This is a genomic window from Bradyrhizobium sp. 138, assembly GCF_023074075.1.
GTDB lineage: Bacteria > Pseudomonadota > Alphaproteobacteria > Rhizobiales > Xanthobacteraceae > Bradyrhizobium.
In genome coordinates, this window is record NZ_JADPKT010000063.1 from 140,927 (window position 1) to 164,568 (window position 23,642).

A 23,642-nucleotide genomic window follows, 5' to 3' on the forward strand; every position below is an offset into this window, starting at 1 on the left:
GCCCAGAAGCGGAATTATGGTCTATTCGGCCGCCTGTTGCGCGCCCTTGACGCCCTGGGCCAGGGCCGCCGTCAGCTCGGCGACGGCGTTAACGGTTTTGGCGGTCGCGCGTCCCTCCGCATCGAGGCTGTTCTTGAGCGCATCGACCAGCGCGGTGCCGACCACCGAACCATCGGCCTTCTCGGCAATGGCGCGCGCCGCCTCCGGCGTGCGGATGCCGAAACCGACGCATATAGGCAGCCTGGTATGCCGCTTGATGCGCGCGACAGCTTCACCGACGACATTCGCGTCCGCCGCCGCTGCACCGGTGATGCCGGCGATAGAGACGTAGTAGACAAAGCCTGATGTGTTCGCGAGCACCGCGGGAAGGCGCTTGTCGTCGGTGGTCGGGGTCGCGAGGCGAATGAAGTTCAGGCCCGCCTTCAGCGCGGGAATGCAGAGCTCGTCGTCTTCCTCCGGGGGCAAATCGACGATGATGAGGCCGTCAACGCCGGCCGTCTTGGCATCAGTCAAGAACTTGTCGACGCCGTAAATGTAGATCGGATTGTAATAGCCCATCAGCACCAGGGGCGTGACGTTGTCGTCCTTGCGGAAGTCGCGCACCAGTTCCAGCGTCTTCTTCAAGGTCATGCCGGCCTTGAGCGCGCGCAGGCCTGCAGCCTGGATCGAGGGACCGTCCGCCATCGGATCGGTGAAGGGAATGCCGAGTTCGATGACGTCGGCGCCGGCCTTCGGCAACGCCTTGACGATGTCGAGCGACGTCGTGAGATCGGGATCGCCGGCCATCACATAGGTCACGAAGGCCGAGCGGCCCTGCTTCGCAAGCTCGGCAAAACGGATGTCGATACGCGTGGTCACTTGCTCTTGCCCCTCAGGATGTCGCCGACTTGCGGGACGTCCTTGTCGCCGCGGCCGGAGAGATTGACGACCATCAGGTGATCTTTTGCGCGCTTCGGTGCGAGCTCCATCACCTTGGCGATGGCATGCGCCGGCTCCAGCGCGGGAATGATGCCTTCAAGCCGCGACAAGAGCTGGAACGCGGCGAGCGCCTCGTCATCGGTCGCGGAGAGATAGTTCACGCGGCCGACCTCGTGCAGCCACGAATGCTCCGGGCCGATGCCGGGATAATCGAGACCGGCCGAGATCGAATGCGCGTCCTGGATCTGGCCGTCGGCGTCCATCAAGAGATAGGTGCGGTTGCCGTGGAGCACGCCGGGACGGCCGCCTGCGATCGATGCCGCATGCAGCTGCGTCAGGCCGTGGCCCGCGGCTTCGACGCCAAAAATTTCGACCGAGGGATCATCGAGGAACGGATGGAACAGGCCCATCGCGTTCGAGCCGCCGCCGATGCAGGCGACCAGCGAGTCCGGCAGCCGGCCTTCGATCTCCTGCATCTGCGTCTTGGTCTCGTTGCCGATGATCGACTGGAAGTCGCGCACCAGCGTTGGATACGGGTGCGGTCCTGCCACCGTGCCGATGCAATAGAACGTGTTGTGCACGTTGGTGACCCAATCGCGCAGCGCCTCGTTCATGGCGTCCTTCAGCGTGCGCGTGCCCGATTGCACCGGCATCACCTTGGCGCCCAGCATCTCCATGCGGATGACGTTGGGCTGCTGCCGCTCGACGTCGACGGCGCCCATATAGACCACGCATTCCAGGCCGAAACGCGCGCACAGCGTCGCGGTGGCGACGCCGTGCTGGCCCGCGCCGGTCTCGGCGATGATGCGCTTCTTGCCCATGCGCCGCGCCAGCATGATCTGGCCGAGCACGTTGTTCACCTTGTGCGAGCCGGTGTGGTTGAGCTCTTCGCGCTTGAGATAAATCTTGGCGCCGCCGAGATGCTCGGTCAGGCGCTCGGCAAAGTAGAGCGGCGAGGGCCGGCCGACATAGTTCTTAAGATAGCCGTTCATTTCGGCCTGGAACGCCGGATCGGCTTTGGCCGCGGTGTAGGCCTTCTCGAGATCGAGGATCAGCGGCATCAGCGTTTCGGCGACGAAGCGGCCGCCGAAATTGCCGAAATGGCCGCGGTCGTCGGGGCCGCTGCGGTAGGAGTTTGGCTTGGCGATGTTCATCTGACGCTCAACTCTTGACTTGCATCTCGGGTGGCGCGCGCGGCGCGGATGAAGGCCTCGATCATCTCAGGGTCCTTGACGCCGGGAGCGCTCTCGACACCGGAGGACACGTCGACGCCGCCGGCGCGGGTGACACGAAGCGCCTCGGCGAGGTTGTCGGCATGAAGTCCGCCCGAGACCATGTAGGGCAGCTTCAGATCGAGGTTTTCGAGCAGGTGCCAGTCGAAGGGCTCCCCGAGGCCGCCGGGCCGCGTCGCATCCTTCGGCGCGCGCGCATCGAACAGGATGCGATCGGCGACCGCGGCATAGCCAGGCAGCACGGCGAGATCGGCAGACGTTGCGACCGGGACCGCCTTCATCACCGGGCGGCCAAACCGCTGCTTGATATCGCGCAGCCGCGCAACGCTTTCCTTGCCATGGAGCTGGAAAATGTCCGGCGACAGCGCAGCCATGATGTTGTCGAGCGTCGCATCGTCGGCATCGACGGTGAGCGCGACCTTGAGCGCGCGCCCCTTCACCTGGCGGCCGAGGTCACGGCCGAGTTCCAGGGACAGGTGCCGCGGCGACGGCGGAAAGAACACGAACCCCACCATGTCAGCGCCGGCGTCGAGCGCGATTTCAAGCGTCTCGCGCGTGGACAGGCCGCAGATCTTGACGAGCAGGGACATGGTCTCAAAGCAAATGGAGGCCGCGAGGCGCGGCCGGAAAACGGGGCTTTCGGTTGCGGCCGCTTCTACAACGTCGCGCGCTGCTTGTCTCGCCCGACGGGCCCGTAAAGGCCGACCCCCGAGGGGACCGGGAGGCGCTGGGACTCGGGCCTTGCCGCGGCCATCTGGACCCGCAGGTCGGCCAATTCACCCCTGGCCGCCCGTGCCTCCGCCTCATGCCGGCGCGCCGCGCGCCGCCAGCGCCGCTGGTCGAGCCAGACGGCAGAGCCGCCCGCGAAGACCCCGAGGGCGGCGACCAGGATCAGAAGCAGGAACAGCGGCATCGTGACCGACAATGACGGGTCGTTCGCAATGAAGGGATCGAACGAGACCGTGATGAGGTGCCGGTTGGCGACCGCGAACGCCACCAGGATCACGCCCAGCGGAATCACGATCAGCGCGGTCAGGAACTTTCGCATCTCGCTTCGCTCGCCTTGAATCAAGCTTGCGGCCGCATCTTGCGCGACCGCTGGAAATCCTGACCTCGGCCTCAGTCTGGCGCGCCGGGATCCGGATGGTCGCGATTCAGCCGTTCGCGCATTTCCTTGCCGGTCTTGAAGAACGGAACGCTCTTCTGATCGACGGGCACATGGGCGCCGGTGCGTGGATTGCGCCCGGCGCGTGCAGGGCGATGCTTGACCGAGAAGGCACCGAAGCCGCGCAGCTCGACGCGATCACCGCGCGCGAGGGCCGCTACGATCTCTTCGAGAATCGCATTCACAATGTTCTCGACATCCCGCTGGTACAGATGCGGGTTGTGCTCGGCGATACGCTGAACAAGTTCGGATTTGATCATCGAGAGATAGGACCCGGGAGCGTGCGGACAACCATTTCCGTGAAAATACCTTGATCTGTCAAGACGCTAAATCAAGGTTGAGCGTCGTGAAAATGCGTGACAAATGCCGAAAAAGCGGGCTGGCCCGATGCCCGTCAGACGGGAAAACCCTCCGGCGCTCGCCCAGTTCCCTCAGTTTGAGGCGGCTGGCTGCCACAGGGCCAGCATTCCATCCATTCCGAACCGATCGACGGCCTGCGCAACCCCGGTTTGCCCGATTTGATGCGCAATCGAGCCCAAACCGAGCGCTTCCAGCGTGATGGCGGCGGCGGTCTTGAGGAATGGCAGATCGCCAAAGCGCGGCTCGAGCTTGTAATCGCGCACGGAGAGCCCCTTCTTGACGCCCTTCTGCTCGACCAGCCAGGTCACCGCGGTCTTCTCGTCGCCGATCTGATCGATCAGCTTGAGATCGATCGCCTGGCGCCCGGTGAAGACGCGGCCGTCGGCCACTTTCTCGATCTGCGTGTCATCCATGCCACGCCGATCCTTCACCAGCCCCCTGAACCAGGCGTAGGAATCCTTCACCAGCGCATCGAGGGCGGCTCGTGCTTCGGGACTGGTCGGCTCGAATCCGTTGGGCGCGGCCTTCAGCGGCGACGACTTCACCTCCTCGACCTTGACGCCGATGGTCTTCAGGAGCTCCGAGACGTTGGGATATTGGAACAGCACACCGATCGACCCGACCAGCGAACTCTGCTGGGCGACGATGTGGTCGCTTGCAATCGCCGTGATGTAACCGCCGGAGGCAGCCAGGCCCTCGACCACCACGACGAGCGGCTTCTTCGCCTTCAGCCGGACCAGCGAATCGTAGAGCTGCTCCGAGCCGGCTGTGGTGCCGCCCGGCGAGTTGATGTGAACGATGACGGCGGCGGCCTGCGAATTCTCGAGCCGCTCCAGCGCCTGCGTGCGATCGGAATCGCTGCGGATCAACCCATCGATGTGGACCCGCGCGATCGAGCCGGCGGATGCAAAGGTGCCGCGCGCGCCGGGTGTTGCAACCAGCGCAAAGCTTGCGATCGCCGCGATCGCGATCAGTGCGGCCATGACGCGCCAGAACGTCAGCTTGCGACGGATCCGGCGGCGATCGACGATGATGTCCGAATCGAGCGACATCGAGATATCTCCAAATGAAAGGCCGGGCGCGTTGTGCCGTCACGGCGTGACCAACGGCTTATCTGGATACATCAATTGCGGCGCAATTTGAAGAAAACAAGGCTTGTGCGCGCGTGAGAGCCGGGACGACAGCGGTTCGTGAAGAAGCAACAAAAAGGCCCCGGCTCGCGCCGGGGCCTTGATGTCAGCGAAACGTACGTTTCGCTTACTTGCTGTCGCGGTTCTTGAGCGCGGTGCCCAGGATGTCGCCGAGCGTCGCACCCGAATCGGAGGAGCCGTACTGCGCGATGGCTTCCTTCTCCTCGGCGACTTCGAGCGCCTTGATCGACACCTGGACCTTGCGGGCCTTCTTGTCGAACTGGATCACGCGGGCATCGACCTTCTCGCCGACGGCAAAGCGTTCGGCGCGCTGGTCGTTGCGGTCACGGGCGAGCTCGGAGCGCTTGATGAAGGTCGAGAAGTCGGTACCGGTGATCTTCACCTCGATACCGCTCTCCTTCACTTCGAGCACTTCGCAGGTCACGACCGCGCCCTTCTTGACATCGCCCGGCTCGGCGAAGGGGTCGCCTTCGAGCTGCTTGATGCCGAGCGAGATACGCTCCTTCTCGACGTCCACATCGAGCACCACGGCCTTCACCATGTCGCCCTTCTTGTAGTTGTCGATCACCTGCTCGCCCGGAAGCTTCCAGTCGAGGTCGGAGAGGTGGACCATGCCGTCGACGTCGCCCTCGAGGCCCAGGAACAGGCCGAACTCGGTCTTGTTCTTGACCTCGCCCTCGACCACCGAACCAGTCGGGTGACCTTCGACGAAGACCTCCCAGGGATTGCGCATGGTCTGCTTGAGGCCGAGCGAGATGCGGCGCTTGACGGAATCGACTTCCAGCACCTGCACGTCGACTTCCTGCGAGGTCGAGACGATCTTGCCGGGGTGCATGTTCTTCTTGGTCCACGACATCTCGGAGACGTGGATCAGGCCTTCGATGCCCGGCTCGAGCTCGACGAACGCACCGTAGTCGGTGATGTTGGTGACGCGGCCGGTGAAGCGGGCACCCAGCGGGTACTTGGCTTCGATGCCCTGCCACGGATCGTCCAGCAGCTGCTTCATGCCCAGCGAGATGCGGTGCGTCTCGTGGTTGATCTTGATGATCTTGACCTTCACGGTCTGGCCGATCGAGAGCACCTCGGTCGGATGGTTGACGCGGCGCCACGCGATATCGGTGACGTGGAGCAGACCGTCGATGCCGCCGAGATCAACGAACGCACCGTAATCGGTGATGTTCTTGACCACGCCGTCGATGACCTGACCCTCTTCGAGGTTCTGCACCAGCTCCTGACGCTGCTCGGCGCGGGTCTCTTCCAGCACGGTGCGGCGCGACACCACGATGTTGCCGCGGCGGCGGTCCATCTTGAGGATCTGGAACGGCTGCGAGTTGTTCATCAGCGGCGCAACGTCGCGGATCGGACGGATGTCGACCTGCGAGCGCGGCAGGAAGGCCACGGCACCGTCGAGATCGACAGTGAAGCCGCCCTTGACCTGGTTGAAGATGACGCCGTTGACCTTCTCGTTGTTCTGGAACGCCTTCTCGAGCTTGCCCCAGCTCTCTTCGCGGCGCGCCTTGTCGCGCGACAGCACGGCTTCGCCGAGCGCGTTCTCGATGCGATCGAGGAACACTTCAACCTCGTCGCCGACCTTCAGTTCACTGTCACGGCCGGGGCCGGAAAATTCGCGCAGGGCGACGCGGCCCTCGGTCTTCAGGCCGACGTCGATGACGGCCATGTCCTTTTCAATTGCAACCACCTTGCCCTTGACGACGGAGCTTTCCTGCAGGTTGCCGCCTGCGAAGGACTCGTCGAGCATCGCGGCGAAATCGTCGCGCGACGGGCTGTAGGTATCAGCAGAAGTCGAAGCCATTTGTTCTCCAGTTGCGGATGTCGTGCCGGCCGTTGGGTTCATGGGCGCATCGCACACGCAGTGTCGGAAGGTCCGCAAAACCTTCGAGCGACCGCTCGCTGCTCCGGCTGGCGCCGAAATAGCGGAAGCGGGCCGGCTGAGGCCCGCGCATTCGATACGTGGAAATCTAATGTCCGGAGCCTGGATCGCGCCGACCCCAAACAGGGACCTGACGTATCGACCTCAAAGAGCGGGAGCGGGCGCTTCCTCCAATGACGGCTGCGGCTTAACCCCGCGACCGGCCCGCTCGGACGGCCTCGATAATGTCGATGGCGGCCCGGACGCCGCCTTCTATATCCAGTTGGGAGTTATCTAGCAAGTAAGCATCCGGGGCCGGTTTCAAGGGCGCAATCGGGCGGTTCTTGTCGCGCTCGTCGCGCTGGATGATGTCGGCGAGCACGGCGGCCTCGTCCGCCTCTTCCCCCCTTGCCCTGGCCTCCATGGTCCGGCGGCGGGCACGGACCTTGGGGTCGGCGACGACGAAGATCTTCACGTCGGCGTCCGGGCAGATCACGGTTCCAATATCCCGGCCATCCAGCACGGCGCCGGGTGGATCGGCGGCGAATTGCCGCTGGAAATTGACCAGGACCTCGCGAACCCGGGGGATCGCCGAGACGATCGAGGCCCCCTCACCGGCCTTCTGGGTCTTCAGGGCGGGATTGCCGAATTTTTCGGGATCGAGCTCCAGCGCGGCCTGCACCGCGGCCGCCTCGTCCCGGAGATCATGGCCCGACTGCATCAGGGCGTAGGCCACCGCCCGATAGATCACGCCGGTATCGAGGTGACGATAGCCGTAATGGTGCGCAAGACGCTTGCCGAGCGTCCCCTTGCCCGAGGCCGCGGGCCCGTCGATGGCGATGATCATGTCACTCAAACCTTGACTGTCTGCGGCCCGCGGGCGCGTCGCAATGGCCGCTCTTCGGTAAAAATATTGCGAGACGCGAATTCAGCGGGACTCGCAAAGGTGAGATATTCACGCATCGCGTCGGATGGCGAGGACGTGGTGAACCATGGCTCGGCAAGTCGCCGCGCCGGGTCGCAAACCCACGCAGGTACGCGGCCAAGACGACGTTGCTTTGCCAGATATTCGGCGATCGCACCGACCAAGGCATCGAGCCGGTCGTTTCGCGTCAAGGCGGGCTCGTCCTCGATCGTCTCGTACTGGGCCCGGCTCGTCTCGGCCAAATCGAACGTGTCGAGGAATTCGGCGAGCGTAGCGTCCTGAGGCGCGCCGTTGCGGATGCGCTCGACGGCTTCAGCGAGGGTATTTGGGCGCATCCGCTCCTCCCCCGAGGTCCATATGCTTCAGCAGGAAACGCTGCTTCTCCGAGGATGCCGCGCTCACCGGAAAGTACCGGCCAAGCAGCGCCATAGCCTCCTCCGCGGTCGAGATTCCAACCACTTTCATCAAATTCAAGATGTCCAGCCGCTCGGTCTCTCCACGAACGGGATCCGTGACCCGGAACGCCTTCAATTTCAGCGCCAGAAGATATGCCGCGGAGGGCACCGAGACCTCAAGCCCGGGCGGTGAGCCATCGCGCGGAAAAGTACCAAATTCGAGATGATCAGCGGCGAGATCCGCCAGCGGGCTGAGATGGAATGCGACCTGGTCATTGAACCAGTCAGCGTCCCATCCATTCTTAGCGGCGATTTCGGCCGTCACTCTTTCCAGCCAGCCTGGCAGTGGATGCTCAAGCTTCGACACGTCGACATCTTCCGTTGCAAAGCGGAAGTTGCTGGCGAGCATGAGCGCTGAGCCGCCATAGACCGCGATCTGAAGCTTGGTTCCAGCATCGGCCGCGGCACGGCCGATCGAATCGAAAGCATCCAGCAAGGCATCGCGGTCGAAGGCTGCACTCATGGCCGCGGCCTCATGAAAACTCGGCCCCTAGCGAACGCATCATCGGAATGAAGTCCGGAAAGCTGGTGGCGATGAAGGCGGTGTCGTCGACGCTCACGGGCTGGTCGGACGCGCATCCCATCACCAGCGCGGACATCGCGATGCGATGGTCCATGTGGGTGGCGACGAGGCCGCCGCCGGGAACATGACCCCGGCCTTCGACGATCAGATCGTCGCCGGAGACCTCGACCTTGACACCGTTGACGCGCAGCATGTCGGCTGTGGCTTCGAGCCGGTCGGATTCCTTGACGCGCAGCTCGTGCAGGCCGCGCATGATCGTCGTGCCCTCGGCGAAGGCGGCGGCCACCGCCAGCACCAGATATTCGTCGATCATCGAGGGCGCGCGCTCCACCGGCACCTCGACCCCGCGCAGTTTCGACGCGCGCACGCGCAATTGCGCCATCGGCTCGCCGGCGTCGCCGCGGACCTCGCTTTCCTCGATCGAGGCGCCCATTTCGCGCAGCGTGCTGAACAGGCCGGTGCGCAGCGGATTGGTCATGACGTCGGACAGGACGACATCGGAGCCCTCGACGATCAGCGCTGCGACCACTGGGAACGCGGCCGAGGAAGGATCGGCAGGCACCACCACGGTGGCGCCGTGCAGCTCGGGCTGGCCCTTGAGCGTGATGCGGCGGCCATGCGCGCCCTCTCGCGCCGAGGAAATGTCGGCCCCAAAATGCTTCAGCATCAGTTCGGTGTGGTCGCGGCTGGCTTCGGTCTCGATGACGGTCGTGGTGCCGGGTGCGGCGAGGCCCGCCAGCAGCACCGCCGACTTGATCTGGGCCGAGGCGACCGGGGTCGTGTAGGTGATCGGCAACGGATCGCGCGCGCCCTGAAGGGTCAGCGGCAGACGACCGCCCTCACCACCAGAAACGACCTTCGCGCCCATCCTTTCCAAGGGATCGAGGATCCGGCGCATCGGGCGGCTGCGCAGCGAGGCGTCGCCGTCGAACACCGCCGAGATCGGGCAGCCCGCGACGGCACCCATGACCAGCCGGCAGCCGGTGCCGGAGTTACCGAAATCCAACGCGGCCTTGGGCTGGGCGAATCCGGCGACGCCGACGCCGTTGACCTTCCAGGCGAAATCACCGGTGCGCTCGACCCTGGCACCCAGCGCCTGCATGGATTTGGCGGTGTTGAGGACGTCCTCGCCCTCCAGCAGGCCCGAAATCCTGGTCTCGCCGACCGCGAGCGCACCCAGAATGAGGGCCCGGTGGGAGATCGACTTGTCCCCGGGCACCCGTACTTTCCCGGTCAGGGGACCGCTGGCGCGAGACTGAAGCGGCCTCGGTTGGTCGGAATGGGTCAAGATTGTGTCCTTGGATGAGCCCTGAGGGGACTGCGGCGCAGGTACCACATGGTCCGCGCCCCGTCACGGGCATGTCGTTCTCTCGTAATGCGCTATTGACAGCGGGCCGCCAACTAGCCAAGTGAAGCACCGCTTTTCAGACATTCCCAGGATTCCTGCCGTGGCCAAGTCCGAACTCGGAACCAAACGTATTTGCCCGACCACGGGCAAGAAGTTCTATGACCTCAACAAGAATCCGGTGATCTCGCCCTATACCGGCGAAGTCGTGCCGATCGCCCCGGTGGCGCCCGCGCGCATGCCCCGCGGCGCCGAAGCCCGGCACGCGGCGACAGCGGATGCCACGCCCGAGCCGGCCGAGGTCGAAGAGGTCTCGCTCGAGGAGGCCGATGCCGAGGAGAACACCGGCAAGGTCAAGGCTGTCGTGCCCGAATCGGAGGACGATATCGAGGTCGACGAGACCCTCGATGACGACGATGACGATGATTCGACCTTCATTGCCGACGAAGAAGAGGGCGATGAGGACGTGACCGACATCATTGGTGATGTCGGAGGTGATGAAGAGACTTGAGATCAGCCCTGATCTGTGAAAAAGGGTGCACCGCGCGAGTCACCAGGGCTCGCCGGTTGGGGTGATCCACGAGATTCACTCCGTCCAAGGTTAAGGGGCCATAGCTCAGCTGGGAGAGCGCTTGCATGGCATGCAAGAGGTCGGCGGTTCGATCCCGCCTGGCTCCACCAGCCTTCGCTCGCTTCGCGAGCTTCGGCTGGGCAAGCCCTCTCGTAGCGAAGGCCGCCGCGGCGTAGCCCGCAGGGCGAAGCCGGGCTTCATCCGCAAACCTCCAGTTCGCCGCCAGTTTCGGCTCGGCAAGCCCTTCGTAGCGAAGCCGGACTTCAGCAGACGGAAGCGGGTATAAGCTCTCCTCGACAACTGGGGAGCGTGCCGTGAGGTATGTCTACATTCTTGAAAGCCTCGATGCCCTCCACTTTTATGTGGGGATTACCGACGACCTGCGCGCCCGATTGGCGAAGCACAATGCCGGAGAGGTACCTCACACTTCAAAATTCGGGCCTTGGCGCCTCAAGACTTACGTCGCGTTCAGCAATGCGAAGCAAGCGGTCGCGTTTGAGAGATACCTGAAGTCAGCGTCCGGCCGCGTTTGCCAAGAAGCGCCTCTAACCGTCCCCTACTCCCCGATCACCGCATTCAGCCTGTCCCTCAGCGCGACGATCTCGTCCTTCATCGCAACCAGTTCCGGCACCGAGCAGTCCGAGGCCGCCAGGATCGACTGCGGCACATTGCGGGCCTTTTCCTTCAGAGCGTGTCCCTGCGCCGTCAGCGCGATCAGGACCTGACGCTCGTCCTCGCTGGAGCGGGTGCGCCTCACGAGATGGGCGGCCTCCAGCCGCTTGAGCAGCGGCGTCAGCGTGCCTGAATCCAGAAACAATCTTTCGCCGATGTCCTTGACCGGGACGTCGTCGCGCTCCCACAGCACCAGCATGACGAGATATTGCGGGTAGGTCAGGCCGAGCCGGTCCAGAAGCGGCTTGTAGACGCGGTTGAAGGCATGCGCGGCCGAATAGACCGCAAAGCAGATCTGGTTGTCGAGCCGCAGCGGCGCGTCCGCTGCCGATGATTTTCGAGGCATGGAGAATCTCTTAGGATTTGTCTCATTGTGGCGCCGCTCGCCGCCATATTCAATTGCGAACAATTAAATGTGAGGCTGCGCAATTTCAATTGCGCACAATCTAATTGTCTGCGATACAGACGCCCACCGAAACACAGGGAGACGACAATGTCCGTGAACGTCCTTTACAAGACCAGCGCCAAGGCCACCGGCGGCCGCGACGGCCATGCTGCAACCCTCGACGGCGCGCTCGACGTCAAGCTGACCACGCCGAAGGAGCTCGGCGGCGGCGGCGGCGCCGGCAACAATCCCGAGCAGCTGTTCGCGGCAGGCTACGCCGCCTGCTTCATCGGCGCCATGAAGTTCGTGGCCTCGCAGGGCGGCCCCAAGGTTCCCGCTGATGCCTCCGTCACCTCGACCGTCGGCATCGGCCCGCGCTCCGAGGGCGGCTTCGGTCTCGACATCGACCTCGCCGTCTCGCTGCCGGGCCTTGCCCGCGCGGAGGCCGAGGCGCTGGTCGAGAAGGCGCACCAGGTGTGTCCCTATTCCAACGCCACGCGCGGCAATGTCGACGTTCGCCTGACGGTCGTCTGATCGAAAGTGCGGATTGGCTGGCCCGGGATCCCCCTCGGGTCGGCCGCTTCCGTTTGCCACGCCGCGGGATTGAGCGGCGGCGCATACGCCCCTACGCGCGGGGCCATTGCTGGCGTGCACGAACCTCGCTAGGCCTGTGATCAAACGTCGACACAGGGAAGCGAAAGCATGAGTTCGGAAGCCGCTACAGGTGCCATGAGCGGACTGCGCGTCATCGATCTCACGCGCGTGCTCGGCGGACCCTACTGCACGCAGATCCTCGCCGACCACGGCGCCGACGTGATCAAGGTCGAGCCGCCCGCCGGCGACGAGGTGCGCGAATGGGGCCCTCCCTTCCACGAGGAGGACGCGGCCTATTTCATCGGCATCAACCGCAACAAGCGCTCGATCGGCCTCGACCTCGCCTCCGAAGGTGGCCGGGCCGTGCTGCTCAAGATGTTGGAGAGCGCCGACGTCCTGATCGAGAATTTCAAGCCGGGCACGCTGGAGAAATGGGGCATCGGCAACGAGGTGCTGCGCGGGAAATTCCCGCGCCTCGTGCATTGCCGGATCTGCGGCTTCGGCGCCGACGGTCCGCGCGGCGGCAATCCAGGCTATGACGCCATCATCCAGGCCATGACCGGCATGATCGCCGCGACCGGCTCGCCCGAGAGCGGGCCGATGCGGATCGGCGTGCCGCTGGTCGACATCACCACCGGGCTTTACGCGGCGATCGGCATCCTGATGGCGCTGTCGGAGCGGCAGCGCTCCGGCAAGGGCCAGTTCCTGGAGACGACGCTGTACGAAACCGGCCTTGCCATCATGCATCCGCACACCGCGAATTATTTCATGCATGGCAAGCCGCCCTCGCTCACGGGCAACGAGCACCCGAACCTCGTGCCTTACGCGATCTTCCCGACCAAGACCGACGACATCTTCATCGGCGTCGGCAATGACGGCACCTTCCGCAAGCTCGCCAAGGAGATCGGCAAGCCCGAGCTCGGCACCGATCCGCGCTTTGCCCGCAACAAGGACCGCATCGCCAATCGCGAGGCGCTGCGCGCCGAGCTCGCCGCTGTCTTCAGCCAGCACGAGGCCGAGCCGCTGTGCAACCGCCTGCTGGCCGCGGGCCTGCCCGCAGGGCCCGTGCAGAAGATCGATCAGGCATTGACCAACCCGCACACGATCGCGCGCGGGGATATCATCGAGAAGGACTGGTACAAGGGCGTCGCTTCGCCGATCCGGCTCGACCGCAGCAAGCCGAGCCTGCGCCGGCTACCGCCGAAATTCAGCGAGCATTCGGCGGAGGTGCTGGGCGAGTTCGGCTACTCCAAGTCCGAGATCGACGCGATGGTCGAACAGGGCACGGTCTGCGGCCCCGAGCGCAAGCGCTAGGATCGCCGGCCTTCTCCATCCGACATCCAATACCGCACTGCGGCGCGTGCGTGTAGGTGCACTGCGAACGGAGGAGGTCGCCCGTCGGTCTTCGCCTATTTTCCGGCTTCCCTTTTCCAGCGCTTGCCGCTTTCGTTTCGGCCGCTTACACAGTCATGTGAACGTCATATGGCACTGCTAGCGCAAGCGCTTCTTTAGTGACGGGCAAGGGAGGTTTTCTTGATGGTTCTTCGACATTTTGGTGCGGCTGCCGCTGTTGCGGTCACGCTTGGCCTGACGGCCTCGCCGGCCCTCGCTGTGACGGAAATCCAGTGGTGGCATGCGATGACCGGGGCAAACAACGACGTCATCGTCAAGCTTGCCAACGACTTCAACGCGTCGCAGAGCGACTACAAGGTGATCCCGACCTACAAGGGCAATTATGCCGACACGATGAACGCGGGCATCGCTGCGTTCCGTGCCGGCAACGCGCCGCACATCATGCAGGTGTTCGAAGTCGGCACCGCCACCATGATGGCTGCGACCGGCGCCGTGAAGCCCGTTTACAAGCTCATGGCCGATGCGGGCGAAAAGTTCGATCCCAAGATCTACCTCCCCGCCATCACCGGCTACTACTCGACCTCCAAGGGCGAGATGCTGTCGTTCCCCTTCAACTCGTCGTCCACCGTCATGTGGGTCAATCTCGACGAGCTGAAGAAAGCCAATGTCGCGATCCCGAAGACCTGGCCCGAAACGTTCGAGGCGGCCAAGAAGCTCCATGACAACGGTCATGCGACCTGCGGCTTCTCCAACTCCTGGGTAACCTGGGTCAATCTCGAGCAGCTCTCCGCCTGGCACAACGTGCCGCTCGCCAGCAAGGCCAACGGCCTCGACGGGTTCGACACTGCGCTGGAGTTCAATGGACCGCTCCAGGTCAAGCACCTCGAGAAGCTGGTCGAGCTCCAGAAGGACAAGACCTACGATTATGCCGGCCGCACCAACACCGGCGAAGGCCGCTTCACGTCGGGCGAATGCCCGCTCTACCTGACCTCGTCGGCCTTCTTCGGCAACGTCAAGGCGCAGGCCAAGTTCAGCTTCACCGCCGTGCCGATGCCCTATTATCCCGACGCAAAGGGCGCGCCGCAGAACTCGATCATCGGCGGCGCATCGCTCTGGGTCATGGGCGGCAAGCCGGACGCGGAATACAAGGGCGTCGCAAAATTCCTGAGCTTCCTCTCGGATACCGATCGCCAGGTCTACATCCACAAGGCCTCGGGCTACCTGCCGATCACCAAGGCCGCCTATGAGAAGGCCAAGGCGGAAGGCTTCTACAAGGATCAGCCCTATCTGGAGACCCCGCTGCTCGAGCTGACCAACAAGGAGCCGACCGAGAACTCCCGGGGCTTGCGCCTCGGCAACATGGTTCAGCTCCGCGACGTCTGGGCCGAAGAGATCGAGCAGGCACTCGCCGGCAAGAAGACCGCCAAGCAGGCGCTCGATGCTGCCGTCGAGCGCGGCAACACCATGCTGCGCCAGTTCGAAAAGACCGCCGTCAAGTGAGACGATCAGCGGCAGGCCGGTGACCCCGGCCTGCCGCTCTGGGGCATCATGCAAAAGCAAGCCATTTTCCAATCGAAGCTGTTGCCTTACGCGCTGGTTGCGCCGCAGCTCGCGATCGTCCTGATTTTCTTCTACTGGCCGGCCCTGCAGGCGGTGATCCAGTCCTTCCTGCTCCAGGATGCGTTTGGCCTTTCGACCAGCTTCGTCTGGTTCGAGAATTATCTCGAGCTCATGAAGGACCGCGCCTATTTCGAGGCGATCGTGCGGACCTTCTTCTTCTCGTTCGCCATCGCCGTGTCGTCGCTGTCGTTTGCGCTGCTGCTTGCCGTGATGGCGGACAAGCCGCTACGCGGTGTGATGCTCTACCGGACGCTGCTGATCTGGCCCTATGCGGTGGCGCCGCCGGTCGTCGGCGTGCTCTGGATCTTCATGCTGCATCCCTCGCTGGGCGTGCTCTCGCGCTACTTGCGCGGCCTCGGCGTCGACTGGAATCCGCTGCTCGACGGTGACCAGGCCGCCGCGCTGATCATCCTCGCCGCCGCCTGGAAGCAGATCTCCTACAATTTCCTGTTCTTCCTCGCCGGCCTGCAGAGCATTCCGCGAAGCGTGCTCGAAGCCGCCGCGATCGACGGCGCCCGCCCGATGCGCCGGTTCTGGACCGTGACCTTCCCGCTGCTGTCGCCGACCATCTTCTTCCTGCTCGTCGTCAACATCGTCTACGCCTTCTTCGACACCTTCGGCATCATCGACACCATGACCCGCGGCGGTCCCGGCAAGTCGACGGAGACGCTGGTCTACAAGGTCTATTCCGACGGCCTGCTCGGCGGCAATCTCGGCAGCTCGGCGGCGCAATCGGTGATCCTGATGATCATGGTCATCGTGCTGACGGGAATCCAGTTCCGCTTCGTCGAACGCAAGGTGACCTACTGATGGTCGAGGAAGAGGGCTTCCGGCGCTACGTCGCCCACATCATCCTCTGGATCGGGATCGCGATCGTCGCCTTCCCCGTCTACATCGCGATCGTCGCCTCGACCCAGGACAACGCGCTGATCGCGAACGGGCAGATGTCGCTGCTGCCCGGCGGGCATTTCTTCCAAACCTACTACCAGACCATCTTCGTCGGCACGACCGGCTCGACCCGCGAGCCGGTCGGCAACATGATGCTGAACTCGCTGATCACGGCGCTGCTGATCGCGGTCGGCAAGATCGCGATCTCGATCATCTCGGCCTATGCGATCGTGTATTTCCGCTTTCCGTTCCGGATGCCGATCTTCTGGATCATCTTCATCACCCTGATGCTGCCGGTCGAGGTCCGCATCTATCCGACCTACAAGATCGTCGCCGATCTGCACATGCTCGACAGCTATGCCGGCCTGTCGCTGCCGCTGATCGCCTCGGCCACCGCGACGCTCTTGTTCCGCCAGTTCTTCATGACCGTGCCGGACGAATTGCTGGAGGCCTCGCGCATCGACGGCGCCGGTCCCTTCCGCTTCTTCTGGGATACGCTGTTGCCGCTGTCACGCACCAACATGGCCGCGCTGTTCGTGATCCTGTTCATCCTCGGCTGGAATCAATATCTCTGGCCGCTTCTGATCACCACACGCGACGACATGCAGACCATCCAGATCGGCATCCGCAAGATGATCACCACCAGCGACGCGCTCACCGAATGGCCAACCGTGATGGCAACCGCCGTGCTCGCGATGCTGCCGCCAGTCTTTGTCGTCGTCGTCATGCAGAAATTGTTCGTGCGCGGTCTGGTCGAGACGGAGAAGTAGAGAGTTATGGCCAACGTCACCCTGCGCAGCGTCCGCAAGACCTATCCCGGCGGCTTCGAGGCCATCAAGGGCGTCGACGTCGATGTCGGCGACGGACAGTTCTGCGTGCTGGTCGGCCCCTCCGGCTGCGGCAAGTCCACGCTGCTGCGCATGGTCGCGGGGCTCGAAACGGTCACCGGCGGCGAGATCGACATCGGCGGCCGCATCGTCAACCAGGTCGAGCCCGCCGATCGCGACATCGCGATGGTGTTCCAGAACTACGCGCTCTATCCGCATATGAGCGTCTACAACAACATGGCCTACGGCCTGCGCAATCGCGGCATGGCGGAGGCCGAGATCAAGTCCCGCGTCGAAGAAGCCGCGCGCGTGCTCGAATTGTCGCCGATGCTGGAGCGCAAGCCGCGCCAGCTCTCCGGCGGCCAGCGCCAGCGCGTCGCGATGGGCCGTGCCATCGTGCGTCAGCCGAAGGTGTTCCTGTTCGACGAGCCGCTCTCCAACCTCGACGCCAAGCTGCGCATCGCGATGCGGGTCGAGATCCGCAAATTGCAGCGCCGGCTCAACACCACGTCGATCTACGTCACCCACGATCAGCTGGAGGCGATGACGCTCGCCGACATTCTCGTCGTGATGAACGGCGGCCAGGTCGAGCAGGTCGGCAATCCCCTTGCGATCTACGAGAAGCCGGCGACCACCTTCGTCGCGTCCTTCATCGGCGCACCGCCGATGAATTTGATGTCGACGCGCCCCGAGGAGATCAAATCGCAGCTCGGGGGCAGTGCGTCCGACGTCGGCATCCTCGGCATCCGCCCTGAGGATTTCGTCATCACCGACCAGACCCCGGCCGGCGGCGTCGCACTGCCGCTGACGGTCGAGGCGATCGAGCGTGTCGGCGCAGAAACCTTCGTCTATGGCTCGCGCGAGCAGGAAGAGCAGCGCGTCGCCGCCACGCCCGGCGAGCTGCCGCCCGGCGAGATCATCGTCCGCATTCCCGGCACCGAGGCCCCCGCCATCGGCGCAAAAATCCGGGTCGCGGCGGTGCGCAACAAGCTGCATCTGTTCAGCGCCGATGGCCGCAAGCGGCTCGAAGCCTGAGGGTCCCGAACCGCCCCCGCTTCAAAACCGCGAAAACAACCCCATGCACAGTAGAAGGGGCTTTGTTTTCGTTGAGAAAATTTGTCGCAGAAGATCCTCGTGCCGAACGCTGCCGGCCCGGCCCGGACCAAATTGCTGACGGGCGTTCGGAGACATGGCTGACACATGCCATGGCAAAATGGACGCGTGCGGCCGGCACGGGCCCATCCACAGCCTCCCGGCTACCTGCTTGAACCGACATGGGAACATGCCCATATTGCTGATCAAGGGGCGCCGCGTGCGGGCCCTGATGCACCAAAGTCGCTTCTGCGAGGACTTTGTAAACTATGTCTCGTGTTCCAACGCTCTCCAGTCCGTTCCTTCTGGGCTTCGACGAGATCGAGCGTGTGCTCGATCGGGTCGTCAAAGGCGCCGACGGTTACCCTCCCTACAATATCGAGAGGTGCGACCGATCGGACGGCCAGCCCGAGCGTTTGCGCATCACGCTGGCGGTCGCCGGATTCACCCGCGACCAACTCGATGTAACCATTGAGGAAAACCAGCTCGTGATCCGCGGGCGGCAGCAGGACGACAAGACCCGGCAATACATCCATCGCGGCATCGCCGCGCGCCACTTCCAGCGCACCTTCGTGCTGGCGGAGGGGATGCTGGTGCTGGGTGCGGATCTGAAGAACGGGCTGTTGTCGATTGATCTTGCCCGGCCTGAACCGGAGAGGATCGTTAAGACAATCGCTATCAATGAGCACGAATAATGGAACGAGTAGCGGACTCGACCGCTTAGTGTTCCAGAGGAGTCGAGACCATGAGTGAAGGTCACGTTGCGTTCGAATACGAAGCCAAAAATGTCTCGCCCGAGACGCTGGCAACCCTTGGCGAAGGTCATATCGCCTATGTGAAGCAGATCCGTTCCGAGGACGTGCCGGGCCTGTTTCCCGAAGCGCCGAAAATCGCACCGGGCCTCAAGCTCTTCGCGCTCCACGCCGCCGACGGCACGCCGATCATGCTGACCGACAGCCGCGAGGCCGCGATCGCCAATGCCTGGAGCAACGAGCTGCAAGCGGTGAGCGTGCACTGAGCACGCGCACTTTCCGAACGAATAGAGTTTCAAGCGGGCATGCCTTCACGCGAAGGCGTGCCCGTTTTCGTTTGGGGTGATGTTTTCGCGTCGCCATCGCCAGCCAACGGGAATTCGGCGATGTCCCCGCCCGCGTGCGGGGGCGGCCTTGGCTCTTGCGCAGGAGACCGTCATCAATCCGTGATTTGACATTTCGTTCGCGTTTGTCAAATCTGACAAAATGCAGGCCAAGGCCCCTCCCCAGGACCGAATCCTCGACGCCGCCTTGCGCGTGTTCCGGCGCCACGGCTTCCGCCGCTCCTCGATCGAGCAGGCGGCGGAAGAAGCCGGACTGACACGGCAGGCGCTCTATCATCACTTCGCCTCCAAGGAGGCGCTGTTCCGCGCCGTGCTCGAGCGGATCTACGAGCAGGGGCTCGCTGCCGAAATCGCGGCCGCGAAAGCGGCGGAAGAAGCGGGCCTCGAGCTTGCCGACATCCTGGTCGCCGAGATCGGCGCGCGAATGCAGTCGCTGCTCGCTTCGCTCAAGGACTCGCCCCATACCGAGGAGCTGTTTTCCGAGCACCTCGCGCAGGCGCGCGACCTCTACCAGAGCTATTCCAATCGTTTCGCCGACGAGATCGCAACCACGATCGCGCGGGTGTGCCGCAAGCGAAAGCTTAACCTCGAAAGCGGCGTCAGCGTGCGCGAGCTCGCGCGCTGCGTCGAGATGGCGATCCACGGCACCAAATCCGCTTTCCCTTCCATGCAGCCGGTCGACGCGTTCCTGAAACAGCTCGAGACCATGCTGCGCATGCTGATCGCCGGCGCGATGGCGCCGTCCGCAAAGAAGTCCCACCGCAAAACGGGAGTTCGAAAATGACCACCACGACCATCAATGGACGGCCTCTGGTGCTACCCGACGATCCGGATGCGCTCTTGATCGACGTGATCCGCGATGGCGGCCTCACCGGCACCAAGCTCGTCTGCGGCTCCGGCGTCTGCGGCGCCTGCACCGTGCTGCTCGACGGCACGCCCGTCGTGAGCTGCCTGTTGCCGGCGCAGGCGGCCGCCGACAAATCGCTGACGACCATCGAGGGCGTCGGAGCAGCCGGATTGCATCCGGTGCAGAAGGCGTTCATGGCGCACGACGCCCTGCAATGCGGCTTCTGCACGCCCGGCTTCGTGGTCGAAGCCGCCGCCTTCCATGACAGCTGGCGTGCGACCAAGGGCGCGGCGACACCTTCGCGCGAGGAGATCGCCGCCGCGCTATCGGGACATCTCTGCCGCTGCGGCGCCTATGAAGGCATCTATCGCGCCGTCGCCGAGGCATGCTCGGGCCGCTTCGACGGCAACGATCCCATCGCGCCGCGGCTGGAAGCCCGCGACAAGGTGACGGGACTGGCCCGCTACACCGTCGACATCCACCATGACGGCCAACTCGAAGGCGTCATCCTGCGCGCGCACGTCGCGCATGCGAGGATCACCGGGCTCGATCTGGCGCCGGCGCGCGCCATTGCCGGTGTTACCGCTGTCGTTCCGCTGCTCGACGATGACAACATGGTCCGCTTCGTCGGCGCGCCGATTGCAGCCGTCGCGGCCAAGGATCGCCGCACCGCACTGAAGGCAATCGCCGCGATCAGCTTCAAGCCCGAGCCTTTACCCGCAGTGATCGGGCTCGATGCAGCGCGGCGCGACGATGCGCCCGTCGTGTTCGAGAAGAAGGACCGCAAGCGTGCCGGCAACGTGTCCGAGGGCGCCGGCGGCGCTCCGGTGTCGTGGAAGGGCAATGTGCGCGGGCCTTCGGCGCCGTTCTCGCAAAAAGCCAGGCAGGCCAAGAGCTGGCTTGACGAGGCGCGCCAGCAAGGCAATCCGCTGCTGGTCGAGGAAACCTTCCGCGTCTCGACGCAACAGCACGCAAGCCTCGAACCACATGCCGCCGTGGCCAGGTTCGATGGCGATCAGCTCACAGTGCACATCTCGACCCAGGCCATCCACGAGAGCATGGAGAAGATCGCCAAGCGTTATGGCCTTCCGCACGACAAGGTACGTGTGATCGCCGATCACGTCGGCGGCGGCTTCGGCTCCAAGGGCAGCCTTGGGCTGGAGACCATCGCCGCGATCGAGCTTGCGCGCGCCGCGAAGGCGCCGGTCCGCGTCGCCTTCGATCGTGAAGAGGAGCTTTCCGTCACCGGCTATCGTCCGGCCGCCGAGCTGAAGCTATCCTTGCTGCCTTCGACGGAAGGCCGCCTCAAGGCGCTGTCGCTCACCGCACATGCCGACACCGGCGCCGCCGTGAACTCGCTGATCGCGGGCCTGGCGCGGCTGATCTATCCGGCCGAAGCAAAAGAGCTCGTCGACTTCGACGTGCTCAGCAATTTGCCGCCCGGCGCGCCGTTCCGCGGCCCCGGCGGTCCGCCGATGTCGTTTGCGCTGGAGCAGGCGGTCGATGAAGCGGCGCTGCGCATGAAGGTCGATCCGATTCACCTGCGCAGGCTCTGGGACCCAGATCCCAACCGCCAGCGATTGTACGACTGGGCTGCCGGCCTCGACGTCTGGAAGAACCGCAAGCCGGCCGCCTCGCAAACTGGCCGCTACCGGCGCGGCGTCGGCGTCGCCACCGGCTACTGGCTCTATCTCTGGCAGACCGGCTCCTCGATCGAACTCGCCACCAAGGGCGGCCGCATCGTCGCAAGCTGCGCGGTACAGGATATCGGCACGGGCACGCGGAGCGTGATCGCCAACACCGTCGCGAAGGCGTTCGATCTCGAGCCGCAGGATGTGGAGGTTCGCATCGGCCGCTCCAACCTGCCCCCCGGACCGGGCTCCGGCGGCAGCCGCGTCACCGCCTCGGTGGTGCCGCCGACCTTGCTCGCCATTGATAAGCTGAAAGCGGAAATCAAGCGCACCGCGTCACGCACACCTGCTCCGGGCTCGAACGCGCCGTGGCGCGAGATGATCGCGGCTTCTCCCGACATCGCCGTGTCGGCGAGACGTCAGGAGGACGGCAAGCCGCCGCCCGGCGTCAGGCCCGCGCTGCACGAGGCGGGCATCATGGGCCGGGTGTTCGGTTGGGTGCTGCGTCTGATGAACCACATGGTGGTCGGCGCCGGCGTGCCGAGCTCGGTGCAGGTGATGGAAGTCGAGGTCGATACCTGGCTCGGCCATGTGCGCGTGCTCAACGCCTATACGGGCCTCGCGGTCGGCAAGCTCGCCGCGCCGACGCTGGCGCGAAGCCAGGCCGCGGGCGCGGTGATCCAGGGCATCGGCTACGCACTCTATGAGTCGCGGGAGACCGATCCTTTAAGCGGCCACGTCCTGAGCGGCAGCATGGAGGATTACCGCATTCCGGGGATTGGCGACATGCCGAAACTGGAAGTGCATTTCGACGAGGCCGGTTTCGAGCATGTACCGGGCGGCAGCGTCGGCATCGGCGAAGTCGCCACCGTGCCTACCTCGCCCGCGATCGCCAACGCCATCCGCGATGCGATCGGCGTGAGACTGACCGAAATTCCGTTCCGGCCCGATCGTCTGGTGGCCGCGCTGAAAGGGAGGGATGCAGCATGAGTGTCGCCGTCGTGACCGCCAAACCCACGCCTGAATTCCGCGCCGGAGGCACCGACTTCAGCGAACGCCGCCGCAGCGGCGTGTCGCAGGGAATGCTGATCGATATCTCGGCCACCGGCGACAAGACGATCACCTGGGACGCCGACGGAGCAGCCCAGATCGGCGCGCTTACCACCATCGCCACGATCGCGACGGACGCTCGCATCGCCGCTGCCTATCCCGGTATTGCGGCGAGCGCGCATGGCCTCGCGACACCACAGGTGCGCCAGGTTGCAACGCTCGGCGGCAATCTCGCGCAACGTTCGCGCTGCTGGTATTTCCGCCGGGCCGACATCGATTGCCTGAAGAAAAGCGGTAGCACCTGCCCTGCCCGGTCAGGCAATCATCTCTATGGCGTTGCCTTCGATCTCGGCGACTGCGTCGCGCCGCATCCCTCGACCATGGCCGCAGCTCTGCTCGCTTATGATGCGACCATCACCACGGACCGGCGCAGCGGATTGACGATTGCCGGCCTGCTCGGCGACGGCTCGGTCTCGCACGCCGATCATACACTCGCAGCAGGCGAGATGATCAAGAGCATTGCGCTTCCTGCTCCGCTTGAGGGCGAGCGCGCTTCCTACAAGCGCGCGATCAGCCGGACCTATGCGGAATGGCCGCTGGTGGAACTCTGCGCCCGCGTCGTGATCGCCGGCGGCAAGTTCCAGCTCGTGCGTCTCGCTGCAGGCGGCGTCGCGCCCGTGCCGCTTCGCCTCACCGCCGCGGAAGTCGCGCTCAGTGGCAAGATTGCCAATGCGGCATCGATCGCAGAAGCGGCGAAAGCGGCGACCTCGGGCGCCCAACCATTGCCGATGACGGCCTACAAGCTCGATCTTCTGCAAGGGCTGATGCGCGACGTGCTGGAGCGGCTTTCGGATGAGCTGGTAGCGCACGCCACGAAGCCGCTGTAGCCAACGCCTGGACAACGAGCTGCAAGCGGTAAGCGTGCACTGAGCACACGCGCTTCGCAGGAAGCATTTCAATCGGGCATGACTTCGCAGGAAGGTGTGCCCGTTTTCATTTGATAAGGGTAGCGCTTTCCAGCTTCGATCGGTTGGCGCCGTATCCAAATTGATCGTCCGACCCGAAGCTGCTT

24 protein-coding genes, 1 tRNA gene and 1 pseudogene are annotated in these 23,642 nt (G+C 64.3%); 14 read left to right on the forward strand and 12 right to left on the reverse strand.

Annotated elements, in window-relative coordinates; translation table 11 throughout:
• Window positions 1-21: 21 nt before the first annotated feature.
• The 11 genes from trpA to aroA form a co-directional block, all read right to left on the reverse strand.
• A complete protein-coding gene (gene trpA, locus IVA79_RS20800) occupies window positions 22-858 on the reverse strand; it encodes a tryptophan synthase subunit alpha (RefSeq protein WP_247556145.1) in 837 nt (278 codons plus the stop codon).
• Entirely contained in the window at window positions 855-2,072 is a 1,218-nt protein-coding gene (gene trpB, locus IVA79_RS20805) for a tryptophan synthase subunit beta (RefSeq protein ID WP_247556148.1), read from the reverse strand. Before trpB ends, trpA begins: the two co-directional genes overlap by 4 nt.
• Complete coding sequence (locus tag IVA79_RS20810) at window positions 2,069-2,740, reverse strand: phosphoribosylanthranilate isomerase (protein ID WP_247556151.1); 672 nt, start codon at window positions 2,738-2,740, stop codon at window positions 2,069-2,071. The genes trpB and IVA79_RS20810 overlap by 4 nt, the downstream gene beginning before the upstream one ends.
• A gap of 65 nt (window positions 2,741-2,805) precedes the next feature.
• Complete coding sequence (locus tag IVA79_RS20815) at window positions 2,806-3,198, reverse strand: lipopolysaccharide assembly protein LapA domain-containing protein (protein WP_247556154.1); 393 nt, start codon at window positions 3,196-3,198, stop codon at window positions 2,806-2,808.
• A 71-nt stretch (window positions 3,199-3,269) separates the two neighbouring features.
• A complete protein-coding gene (locus IVA79_RS20820) occupies window positions 3,270-3,575 on the reverse strand; it encodes an integration host factor subunit beta (protein WP_007598410.1) in 306 nt (101 codons plus the stop codon).
• A 171-nt stretch (window positions 3,576-3,746) separates the two neighbouring features.
• Window positions 3,747-4,727: a signal peptide peptidase SppA gene (gene sppA, locus IVA79_RS20825; RefSeq protein ID WP_247556157.1), complete on the reverse strand. Its 981-nt coding sequence runs from the start codon at window positions 4,725-4,727 to the stop codon at window positions 3,747-3,749.
• Between the two features lie 205 nt (window positions 4,728-4,932).
• Window positions 4,933-6,639, reverse strand: a complete 1,707-nt coding sequence (gene rpsA, locus IVA79_RS20830; RefSeq protein WP_100178633.1) for a 30S ribosomal protein S1 — start codon at window positions 6,637-6,639, stop codon at window positions 4,933-4,935.
• Between the two features lie 265 nt (window positions 6,640-6,904).
• Window positions 6,905-7,543 (reverse strand): (d)CMP kinase, encoded by a 639-nt coding sequence (gene cmk, locus IVA79_RS20835; RefSeq protein ID WP_247556159.1) that lies wholly within the window; start codon window positions 7,541-7,543, stop codon window positions 6,905-6,907.
• Window positions 7,544-7,548: 5 nt separating this feature from the next.
• Window positions 7,549-7,956 carry a hypothetical protein gene (locus IVA79_RS20840; RefSeq protein WP_247556161.1) on the reverse strand — a complete coding sequence of 136 codons (408 nt, stop codon included), beginning with the start codon at window positions 7,954-7,956 and terminating at the stop codon, window positions 7,549-7,551.
• Window positions 7,934-8,539 (reverse strand): hypothetical protein, encoded by a 606-nt coding sequence (locus IVA79_RS20845; protein ID WP_247556164.1) that lies wholly within the window; start codon window positions 8,537-8,539, stop codon window positions 7,934-7,936. Before IVA79_RS20845 ends, IVA79_RS20840 begins: the two co-directional genes overlap by 23 nt.
• A gap of 10 nt (window positions 8,540-8,549) precedes the next feature.
• Entirely contained in the window at window positions 8,550-9,887 is a 1,338-nt protein-coding gene (aroA, locus tag IVA79_RS20850) for a 3-phosphoshikimate 1-carboxyvinyltransferase (RefSeq protein WP_247556165.1), read from the reverse strand.
• 160 nt (window positions 9,888-10,047) lie between these two features.
• Here aroA and IVA79_RS20855 point away from each other — a divergent pair, with 160 nt between their 5' ends.
• The 3 genes and pseudogenes from IVA79_RS20855 to IVA79_RS20865 form a co-directional block, all read left to right on the forward strand.
• Window positions 10,048-10,455 carry a TIGR02300 family protein gene (locus IVA79_RS20855; RefSeq protein ID WP_126256965.1) on the forward strand — a complete coding sequence of 136 codons (408 nt, stop codon included), beginning with the start codon at window positions 10,048-10,050 and terminating at the stop codon, window positions 10,453-10,455.
• Window positions 10,456-10,549: 94 nt separating this feature from the next.
• Window positions 10,550-10,625: transfer RNA gene (locus IVA79_RS20860), tRNA-Ala, on the forward strand.
• A 204-nt stretch (window positions 10,626-10,829) separates the two neighbouring features.
• Window positions 10,830-11,042, forward strand: a pseudogene (locus IVA79_RS20865) (GIY-YIG nuclease family protein); the annotation flags it as partial.
• A 29-nt stretch (window positions 11,043-11,071) separates the two neighbouring features.
• Here the strand turns inward: IVA79_RS20865 and IVA79_RS20870 are convergent.
• Window positions 11,072-11,533 carry a MarR family transcriptional regulator gene (locus IVA79_RS20870; RefSeq protein WP_247314548.1) on the reverse strand — a complete coding sequence of 154 codons (462 nt, stop codon included), beginning with the start codon at window positions 11,531-11,533 and terminating at the stop codon, window positions 11,072-11,074.
• 147 nt (window positions 11,534-11,680) lie between these two features.
• Between IVA79_RS20870 and IVA79_RS20875 the strand changes: the two genes are divergently transcribed.
• The 11 genes from IVA79_RS20875 to IVA79_RS20925 all read left to right on the forward strand — a co-directional run bounded on the left by IVA79_RS20875 (window position 11,681) and on the right by IVA79_RS20925 (window position 23,457).
• The gene (locus tag IVA79_RS20875; protein WP_061023501.1) at window positions 11,681-12,106 is read left to right on the forward strand and encodes an organic hydroperoxide resistance protein; all 426 of its coding nucleotides are present in this window, start codon (window positions 11,681-11,683) and stop codon (window positions 12,104-12,106) included.
• A gap of 168 nt (window positions 12,107-12,274) precedes the next feature.
• Window positions 12,275-13,480 carry a CaiB/BaiF CoA-transferase family protein gene (locus IVA79_RS20880; RefSeq protein WP_247556167.1) on the forward strand — a complete coding sequence of 402 codons (1,206 nt, stop codon included), beginning with the start codon at window positions 12,275-12,277 and terminating at the stop codon, window positions 13,478-13,480.
• 222 nt (window positions 13,481-13,702) lie between these two features.
• Window positions 13,703-15,019, forward strand: a complete 1,317-nt coding sequence (gene ugpB / locus IVA79_RS20885; protein WP_247556545.1) for a sn-glycerol-3-phosphate ABC transporter substrate-binding protein UgpB — start codon at window positions 13,703-13,705, stop codon at window positions 15,017-15,019.
• 48 nt (window positions 15,020-15,067) lie between these two features.
• The gene (gene ugpA / locus IVA79_RS20890) at window positions 15,068-15,949 is read left to right on the forward strand and encodes a sn-glycerol-3-phosphate ABC transporter permease UgpA (protein WP_247556169.1); all 882 of its coding nucleotides are present in this window, start codon (window positions 15,068-15,070) and stop codon (window positions 15,947-15,949) included.
• Window positions 15,949-16,797, forward strand: a complete 849-nt coding sequence (gene ugpE, locus IVA79_RS20895) for a sn-glycerol-3-phosphate ABC transporter permease UgpE (protein WP_247556171.1) — start codon at window positions 15,949-15,951, stop codon at window positions 16,795-16,797. The genes ugpA and ugpE overlap by 1 nt, the downstream gene beginning before the upstream one ends.
• Before the next feature lie 6 nt (window positions 16,798-16,803).
• Window positions 16,804-17,889, forward strand: coding sequence for a sn-glycerol-3-phosphate import ATP-binding protein UgpC (locus tag IVA79_RS20900; protein ID WP_247556172.1), 1,086 nt, complete (start codon window positions 16,804-16,806; stop codon window positions 17,887-17,889).
• Between the two features lie 326 nt (window positions 17,890-18,215).
• Window positions 18,216-18,641: an Hsp20 family protein gene (locus IVA79_RS20905; RefSeq protein WP_011083554.1), complete on the forward strand. Its 426-nt coding sequence runs from the start codon at window positions 18,216-18,218 to the stop codon at window positions 18,639-18,641.
• Between the two features lie 50 nt (window positions 18,642-18,691).
• The gene (locus IVA79_RS20910; RefSeq protein WP_007598581.1) at window positions 18,692-18,964 is read left to right on the forward strand and encodes a DUF1150 domain-containing protein; all 273 of its coding nucleotides are present in this window, start codon (window positions 18,692-18,694) and stop codon (window positions 18,962-18,964) included.
• Window positions 18,965-19,184: 220 nt separating this feature from the next.
• Complete coding sequence (locus IVA79_RS20915) at window positions 19,185-19,826, forward strand: TetR/AcrR family transcriptional regulator (protein WP_247556173.1); 642 nt, start codon at window positions 19,185-19,187, stop codon at window positions 19,824-19,826.
• Window positions 19,823-22,510 carry a molybdopterin-dependent oxidoreductase gene (locus IVA79_RS20920; protein ID WP_247556174.1) on the forward strand — a complete coding sequence of 896 codons (2,688 nt, stop codon included), beginning with the start codon at window positions 19,823-19,825 and terminating at the stop codon, window positions 22,508-22,510. Before IVA79_RS20915 ends, IVA79_RS20920 begins: the two co-directional genes overlap by 4 nt.
• Complete coding sequence (locus IVA79_RS20925; protein WP_247556175.1) at window positions 22,507-23,457, forward strand: FAD binding domain-containing protein; 951 nt, start codon at window positions 22,507-22,509, stop codon at window positions 23,455-23,457. The genes IVA79_RS20920 and IVA79_RS20925 overlap by 4 nt, the downstream gene beginning before the upstream one ends.
• Window positions 23,458-23,642: the final 185 nt, after the last annotated feature.

Coding starts and splice junctions, on each gene's coding strand:
- trpB (WP_247556148.1), bottom strand. CDS start 2,072: ATGAACATCGCCAAGCCAAACTCCTACCGCAGCGGCCCCGACGACCGC.
- IVA79_RS20810 (WP_247556151.1), bottom strand. CDS start 2,740: ATGTCCCTGCTCGTCAAGATCTGCGGCCTGTCCACGCGCGAGACGCTT.
- IVA79_RS20815 (WP_247556154.1), bottom strand. CDS start 3,198: ATGCGAAAGTTCCTGACCGCGCTGATCGTGATTCCGCTGGGCGTGATC.
- IVA79_RS20820 (WP_007598410.1), bottom strand. CDS start 3,575: ATGATCAAATCCGAACTTGTTCAGCGTATCGCCGAGCACAACCCGCAT.
- sppA (WP_247556157.1), bottom strand. CDS start 4,727: ATGTCGCTCGATTCGGACATCATCGTCGATCGCCGCCGGATCCGTCGC.
- rpsA (WP_100178633.1), bottom strand. CDS start 6,639: ATGGCTTCGACTTCTGCTGATACCTACAGCCCGTCGCGCGACGATTTC.
- cmk (WP_247556159.1), bottom strand. CDS start 7,543: ATGATCATCGCCATCGACGGGCCCGCGGCCTCGGGCAAGGGGACGCTC.
- IVA79_RS20840 (WP_247556161.1), bottom strand. CDS start 7,956: ATGCGCCCAAATACCCTCGCTGAAGCCGTCGAGCGCATCCGCAACGGC.
- IVA79_RS20845 (WP_247556164.1), bottom strand. CDS start 8,539: ATGAGTGCAGCCTTCGACCGCGATGCCTTGCTGGATGCTTTCGATTCG.
- IVA79_RS20870 (WP_247314548.1), bottom strand. CDS start 11,533: ATGCCTCGAAAATCATCGGCAGCGGACGCGCCGCTGCGGCTCGACAAC.
- IVA79_RS20875 (WP_061023501.1), top strand. CDS start 11,681: ATGTCCGTGAACGTCCTTTACAAGACCAGCGCCAAGGCCACCGGCGGC.
- IVA79_RS20880 (WP_247556167.1), top strand. CDS start 12,275: ATGAGTTCGGAAGCCGCTACAGGTGCCATGAGCGGACTGCGCGTCATC.
- ugpB (WP_247556545.1), top strand. CDS start 13,703: ATGGTTCTTCGACATTTTGGTGCGGCTGCCGCTGTTGCGGTCACGCTT.
- ugpA (WP_247556169.1), top strand. CDS start 15,068: ATGCAAAAGCAAGCCATTTTCCAATCGAAGCTGTTGCCTTACGCGCTG.
- ugpE (WP_247556171.1), top strand. CDS start 15,949: ATGGTCGAGGAAGAGGGCTTCCGGCGCTACGTCGCCCACATCATCCTC.
- IVA79_RS20900 (WP_247556172.1), top strand. CDS start 16,804: ATGGCCAACGTCACCCTGCGCAGCGTCCGCAAGACCTATCCCGGCGGC.
- IVA79_RS20905 (WP_011083554.1), top strand. CDS start 18,216: ATGTCTCGTGTTCCAACGCTCTCCAGTCCGTTCCTTCTGGGCTTCGAC.
- IVA79_RS20910 (WP_007598581.1), top strand. CDS start 18,692: ATGAGTGAAGGTCACGTTGCGTTCGAATACGAAGCCAAAAATGTCTCG.
- IVA79_RS20915 (WP_247556173.1), top strand. CDS start 19,185: ATGCAGGCCAAGGCCCCTCCCCAGGACCGAATCCTCGACGCCGCCTTG.
- IVA79_RS20920 (WP_247556174.1), top strand. CDS start 19,823: ATGACCACCACGACCATCAATGGACGGCCTCTGGTGCTACCCGACGAT.
- IVA79_RS20925 (WP_247556175.1), top strand. CDS start 22,507: ATGAGTGTCGCCGTCGTGACCGCCAAACCCACGCCTGAATTCCGCGCC.